7 protein-coding genes are annotated in these 6,252 nt (G+C 59.1%); 6 read left to right on the top strand and 1 reads right to left on the bottom strand.

Translation table 11 applies throughout. The features are described from left to right. On the top strand, positions 1–211 hold a 211-nt coding region (locus BF99_RS23655; protein WP_231471295.1), incomplete at its 5' end, for a hypothetical protein. Between the two features lie 341 nt (positions 212–552). Here BF99_RS23655 and hemB read toward each other — a convergent pair. Next, positions 553–1,608 carry a porphobilinogen synthase gene (gene hemB / locus BF99_RS0103460; RefSeq protein ID WP_025769773.1) on the bottom strand — a complete coding sequence of 352 codons (1,056 nt, stop codon included), beginning with the start codon at positions 1,606–1,608 and terminating at the stop codon, positions 553–555. Positions 1,609–1,842: 234 nt separating this feature from the next. On the opposite strand from hemB, the gene BF99_RS0103450 reads away from it, so the two are divergent. From BF99_RS0103450 to BF99_RS0103430, 5 genes are all read left to right on the top strand, one after another. Beyond that, positions 1,843–2,577 carry a dienelactone hydrolase family protein gene (locus BF99_RS0103450; RefSeq protein WP_025769771.1) on the top strand — a complete coding sequence of 245 codons (735 nt, stop codon included), beginning with the start codon at positions 1,843–1,845 and terminating at the stop codon, positions 2,575–2,577. 45 nt (positions 2,578–2,622) lie between these two features. After that, on the top strand, positions 2,623–2,982 hold the full coding sequence (locus tag BF99_RS0103445; protein WP_025769770.1) for a 4a-hydroxytetrahydrobiopterin dehydratase: 360 nt from the start codon (positions 2,623–2,625) through the stop codon (positions 2,980–2,982). 33 nt (positions 2,983–3,015) lie between these two features. Then, positions 3,016–3,777, top strand: a complete 762-nt coding sequence (locus BF99_RS0103440) for an HpcH/HpaI aldolase family protein (RefSeq protein ID WP_025769769.1) — start codon at positions 3,016–3,018, stop codon at positions 3,775–3,777. 4 nt (positions 3,778–3,781) lie between these two features. Continuing rightward, a complete protein-coding gene (locus tag BF99_RS0103435) occupies positions 3,782–4,927 on the top strand; it encodes an Ldh family oxidoreductase (protein WP_081759087.1) in 1,146 nt (381 codons plus the stop codon). A 206-nt stretch (positions 4,928–5,133) separates the two neighbouring features. Continuing rightward, positions 5,134–6,153 carry an AAA family ATPase gene (locus tag BF99_RS0103430; RefSeq protein WP_025769767.1) on the top strand — a complete coding sequence of 340 codons (1,020 nt, stop codon included), beginning with the start codon at positions 5,134–5,136 and terminating at the stop codon, positions 6,151–6,153. The last annotated feature ends 99 nt before the right edge of the window (positions 6,154–6,252 follow it).

Raw genomic sequence — 6,252 nt, 5'->3', positions numbered from 1 at the left:
GAGAGAGCGCATCAGAAAAGATTACGGGTTCGGCGTCTTTTGCGGTGATAGCGGCAACCTGCTCGATGCCAAGGAAGTGGAAGCCGGGGAATCCGTATCGTTCACTCACTCATCCGACACCGAGCGATCGTCTCCGTGGTATCGGCAATGCTCGGCAAAGTCGGGAGCACCGTTCACGCTGTCGATCAAAACGACTCGACTCGCACAATAAAGCCGCATCGATAGGCTCTGTTTGCGCCTCTATCGAACCGAGGGTAGGTCACGCTACCCTCGGTTTTTTTATTGTATTAGATACTTGTGTATCAAGGCCGAAGGTCAAAAAACGGTTGACCTGCGCCTCCTCGACTAAAGGTCGATCGATTGAGATATCTCAATAATATCGAGGAACGACACGTGCATGATGACCGAAGCGGTCGACGAAGCATCGTCATCGCCTCGAAGCCACCGGCGGCGATCACCGCCGTCTTCGAGAAGCCGGAAAAGGGCTTCGGGATGATGCCTGCCATCCGAAGATCGACACTTTACCCGCATTGAATACCGTTGATGTCCATCCTAGGGCGAGAGCCTCTCTTCGCCTGCCAGCCAAGAGGCGGCTTCCAATGCGTGGTAGCTGATGATCAGATCCGCCCCGGCGCGCTTGATCGCGGTCAGGGTCTCCAAGGTGCTTGTGCGCTCGTTCAGCCATCCGCGTTCGTTTGCGGCCTTGATCATCGCATATTCGCCGCTCGTGTTATAGGCGACCATCGGCAGCTGCGGGTAGTGCGCGCGCACGCGATGGATGATATCCAGATAAGCCAAAGCCGGCTTGACCATCAAGAAATCCGCCCCTTCCGCGACATCGATCCCCGCTTCTTTGAGCGCTTCTCGGGCATTGGCGGGATCCATCTGATGGGTGCGGCGGTCGCCGAATTTCGGCGCGCCTTGGGCCGCATCCCGGAAAGGACCGTAAAACGCCGAGGCGTATTTCACCGCGTAGGACATGATCGGGAGATGGTGAAACGAATGCGCATCCAAGGCATGGCGAATGCCGGCGACCATCCCGTCGAGCATCGCGCTCGGGGCGAGAATATCGGCTCCGGCACGGGCATGGCTCAGCGAAACCCGAGCGAGGATATCGACGCTCTCGTCATTCAACACATAGCCATCGGGAAGATGGGGGTGCTCATGGCTCAACAGCCCGCAATGACCATGGTCGGTGTATTCGCATAGACAGACATCGGTGATGACGACAATCCCGGGACAATCACTCTTGATGGCCCGGATCGCTTGTTGGATGATGCCGTCATCGGCGAAATTCTCGCATCCGACGGGATCTTTCGTCGCCGGAATGCCAAAAAGCAGCGTCGCCAAAATACCGGCATCCACCGCCTTTCGAGCCTCGATCACCGCTTCGTCGACGGAGAGTTGATAAATCCCCGGCATCGAGGGGATGGGGCGGCGGATCCCCTTGCCATGGACGATGAAAAGGGGGTAGATGAAATCCGCCGCGCCTAGACGTATCTCGCGTACCGCAGCCCGCAAGGATGCGCTGTGTCGCAGGCGGCGCGGGCGGGCGATATCGTTTTTCGAGGCGGAAAAGGTGTCGGGTCGATTGCCGGTGTCGGTCATCGCCGATACTCCTTATGTGTGATGTGTTCGATCGCCGAGCGCTCGATTTTGCAATAACGGGAGGGTGATCGGGGGATTTTCGATATCGGGTGCGATAGACTTTCCTTTCGATGCGCTTTCGAACGAGAATGCAAAGGAAAGGGCTGTCTTTCTTGTGAAAAAAACAGTCGCTCGCTCTTTCGCGCACTCGCCATCTCCTTTATCCTTGGGAGATTTTGCTTCGAGGACCGTGCCATGACTCGACTACGCACCGAAGATGTGAACTACTCGGCGGACGAAATCCGTTGCCAAGGCCATTTCGCTTTCGACGAATCCATCGACGGCCCCCGCCCCGGAGTGATGGTGGTGCACGAATGGTGGGGGCTGAATGATTACATCCGCGGGCGAGCGCAGATGTTGGCGGAACTCGGCTACGTGGCCTTGGCGGTGGATATGTACGGGGAGGGTCGCACCGCCGCCGATCCCGAGAACGCCGGGGCGATGATGAAAGCGGTGCTCGATGATATGCAAAGCGGCACCGCTCGTCTTAAAGCCGCTCGGCAAACGCTGGCGAATCATCCTCGATGCGATTCCTCCCGATTGTCCGCCATCGGTTATTGCTTCGGCGGGGCGATGGTATTGCATTGCGCCCGCATCGGCATGGATCTCCAAGCCGTGGCCAGCTTTCACGGTGCCTTGGGCTCCTTCCATCGCCCCTCCCCGGGCGGGATCCGGGCGAAGATCCTCGTTTGCCACGGCGCCGAGGACACCCTCGTATCGAGTGACGATTTGGCGGCCTTCACCGAGGAAATGCGTGCCGCCGACGCCGATTTTCGCATCATCACCTACGATGATGCGATGCATGGCTTTACCAACCCGCAGGCCACGGCCAATGGCGAGAAGTATTCGATGCCGTTGGCATACCATGCCGATGCCGATCGCGCATCGTGGCAGGCTCTGCTCGCCCATCTCGAAGGGGCGGCGGCGTAGAAAAATCGCCTCGATGGGCGATCACCGAATCCCGAAGGGTGAACGATGAATTCAAATATCCCCGAGTGCGAGGCTTGTCGGGCCGATGCGAAGGCCTTGAGCCCGCAGGAAATCGCCGACTTTGCGAAGTCTCTCCCGAATTGGCGCATCGTCGATGTCGACGGGATCGATCAGCTGCATCGCAGCTATCGATACCCCGATTTCGCCCAAGCCTTGGCGCTGACGAATCGGATCGGAGACTTGGCCGAGCGCTTCGATCATCATCCCGAGATCGTCACCGAATGGGGGAGGGTGACGGTCAAGTGGTGGAGCCACAAGATCAAGGGTTTGCACGAGCTGGACTTCGCTTTGGCTCGGCGCTGCGACGAGTTGGCTTTTCGGTTGACACCCTCCCATTTCCCATGATTTTCCGATCTTCGTATCAAGGAGACATTCGCGGTGAAAACAAGATTGCAAGATAGTTGGAATGCCGGTCGCCCCGGGATCAATTCCTGGATTTCCTCGGCCGCTCCGGTCGTCGCCGAATTCACCGGCAAAGCCGGATTCGATTCCATCACCATCGATATGCAGCACGGCCTCAACGACTACCAAATCGCGGTGAGCATGCTCCAAGCCCTTTCGACGAGCGATGCCACCCCGATGGTGCGCGTGCCGTGGCTGGAGCCGGGCATCGTCATGAAGAGCCTCGATGCCGGGGCGTTGGGAATCATTTGCCCGATGGTCAATACCAAGAGCGATGCCGAGCGTCTGGTGAGTTGGGCGAAATACGCCCCGGCCGGCAGCCGCAGTTTCGGTCCCACTCGGGCGCAGTTCGTCTACGGAGCGGACTATCCGACCAAGGCCAACGATTCCATCATCCTGCTGGCGATGGCGGAGACCGCCCAAGCCTTGGAGAATATCGAGTCGATCGTCTCCACCGAAGGGCTGACCGGTATCTACATCGGGCCGAGCGATCTGGCGTTGTCGATGGGCTATACCCCGAAACTGGATCAGGAAGAGCCTGCGGTGGTCGAGGCCATCGGGCATATCCTTGCAAGTTGTCGCAAGGCGGGGGTGCGTTGCGGGATCCACTGCCTCGAACCCGCCTATGCCCGCAAGATGCTGGATCGGGGTTTCGATCTGGTCACCTTGGGTAGCGATCTGCGGCTTTATGTCTCGGCTTGCGCCGATGCGCTTTCGAAGACCCGGGGCGAGAGTTGATCGAATGAAGGTCGCGCTACGCCATGAGGGCGATGAGATTCTCGTCGATGCGAGGGCCATGGAAAGACTCGTCGGGGTGGTTTTCGAACGTGCCGGATGCGAGAGCGTCGAGGCTCGCCGCATCGCCCGCCGGTTGACCGGAGCCAGCCTGCGGGGCCACGATTCCCATGGCGTTCTTCGTACCCACCGCTACATTTCCTGGATGCAAGATGACAAGGTCTTCGCCGGTCGCAGCGTGCAAATCGAGCATGAGACGGATTGCTTGGCGGTCATCGACGGGCGCTATGGTTTCGGCCAGACCATCGGCGAACAGACCGTGGACTTGGGGGTGGCGAAGGCGAAAAAGCACGGGGTCGCTCTGACCGCTTTGAAACATTCCGGTCATTTGGGGCGTATCGGGGATTGGGCCGAGCGGGCCGCGCAAGCCGGTTGCGCCTCGATCCATGCGGTCAACGTTCGAGGCAGCCTGCTCGTCGCTCCCTTCGGCGCCGGTGAACGCCGCTGCGGAACCTCCCCGCTTTGTTTCGGATTGCCGCGCGCCGACGGCGCCCCGCCGATCATCCATGATTTCGCCACCTCGATGGTGGCCGAGGGCAAGGCCTTGGTGGCCTTGCGCGGCGGCAAGACCTTGCCCGCCGACGCCCTCGTGGATGAGATGGGCAACGAGACCTCCGATCCGCGCCCTCTTTACGGGAAAAGCGCCGAAACCGAGGTTCCGAATCCGAGCGCCGGTCCCGGGGCCCTCAACGTCTTCGGGGCCCATAAAGGCTCGGGGATCAATTTTTTCATGGAGATGTTCGCCGGAGCCCTGACCGGATCCGGCACCGCCGCCGTTTCGAACGAGCGCGAAAGGCGCTCTCTTTGCAACGGCATGTTTTCGGTCTACATCGATCTTTCGAGCCTTGGAACCGCCGACTTCTTCGAGCGCGAAATCGAGGACTATATCGAATATTGGAAGAGCGCTCGGCCCTCCAAGGCCACCGGCGAGGTATTGATCCCGGGGGAGAAGGAAGAGCGGATCTTGCGACAAAGAAGCGAGGAAGGGCTGCCCCTATCGCAAGGAGCGTGGGAGGATATTCTTGCCGGCGCCCGCAAGGTGGGTATGAGCGATGAAGATGTGGAGGCGGCCCTTAACGCAGGCTTGGCTTGATGGGTTTTTCCAAGCCCCAAGGGCGAATGCGATCGAAAGGGCGAGATCCTTTTTCGATTCTCCCCTCTCATCGAGGCGGGGGCTCGTTTTCCCGTATTCCCACATAATTGGCAAGGCATCGTCCTTTGCCATGACGACGATGCTCGGCCCGATGTCGGTGGGCCAGACATCGAAGTCGGCAGTCAGCGGAGGTTCGAGGACTTGAAGTGGCCAGCGCGAACCAGTTGAAGGCGTTTTTGAAATCGCATCTCGAGGGGGATGAAGATCGCTTCCTCTCCGTGGCGATGCAGGTGGCAGCGCATGAAGCAAAGCGCGGTCACGGCAAGCTCGCGCAGGAACTACGCGCTCTTATCGACCAAGCCAAGGCTCGCCGGGGGTTGCCACCGTACGAAGGTGGAGAGGGGGCGTTTTCGAGCAGGCGTTCGCGCGATGATCCGATAGGTGTCTTGGCGGTCAGTCGCCCGAAATCGCGGCTTGCGGAGATGGTGCTTGATGATATCTTGGCGAGCGGGCTCAATCGGGTGATCAAAGAGCAAAGGCAAGCATCGAAGATCCTTTCCCACGGGCTGAGCCCGCGACGCAAACTCTTGCTGGTGGGTGCACCGGGCACCGGAAAAACGATGACGGCATCGGTGCTCGCCGGCGAACTCGGCTTGCCGCTCTTGCGAGTGCGTTTGGATGGTTTGATCACCAAGTACATGGGAGAGACCGCCGCCAAGCTACGGCAAGTATTCGATACCACCGAGCGCACCCGAGGCGTGTATTTTTTCGATGAATTCGACGCTATCGGCTCACAGCGTGGTCTCGTCAACGATATCGGCGAGGTCCGGCGTATTTTGAACAGCTTCTTGCAAATGATCGAGCAAGACGACTCCCACAGCCTGATTTTGGCCGCGACCAACCACCCCGATATCCTCGACCACGCACTCTTTCGCCGTTTCGACGACGTCTTGCATTACAGCCTGCCGGACGAAACCCGCATTGCATCGATCCTCGAATCTCGCTTGGGGAGGATGTCCACGAAAGGCATCTCTTGGAAACGCCTCGCCACCGAATCCATAGGCCTTAGCTACGCCGAAGTGACCTGCGCAACGAAAGAAGCCTTGAAGGAAGCCTTGATCGAGGATCGCGGGAGTCTCACGGAATCGGATATTCGCCGAACGCTGGAAGAAAGACAGAGGATATCGAGGCGATTCGAGTCTCATAGCCGGGGCACTCGAGGTTAGAACACCGAATGGCCAAGTCGAATGGTCGGTACAGCAGGCATATCAACCTCGAAGGGACTGCCAAGACGAAGCGTTTTCGGTCTCCGCAAGGAGGAGGTA

Origin of the sequence: Thioalkalivibrio sp. HK1, assembly GCA_000583135.1 — a bacterium.
Taxonomy (GTDB): Bacteria; Pseudomonadota; Gammaproteobacteria; order HK1; family HK1; genus HK1.
This window is presented reverse-complemented; position numbering and strand designations above follow the sequence as displayed.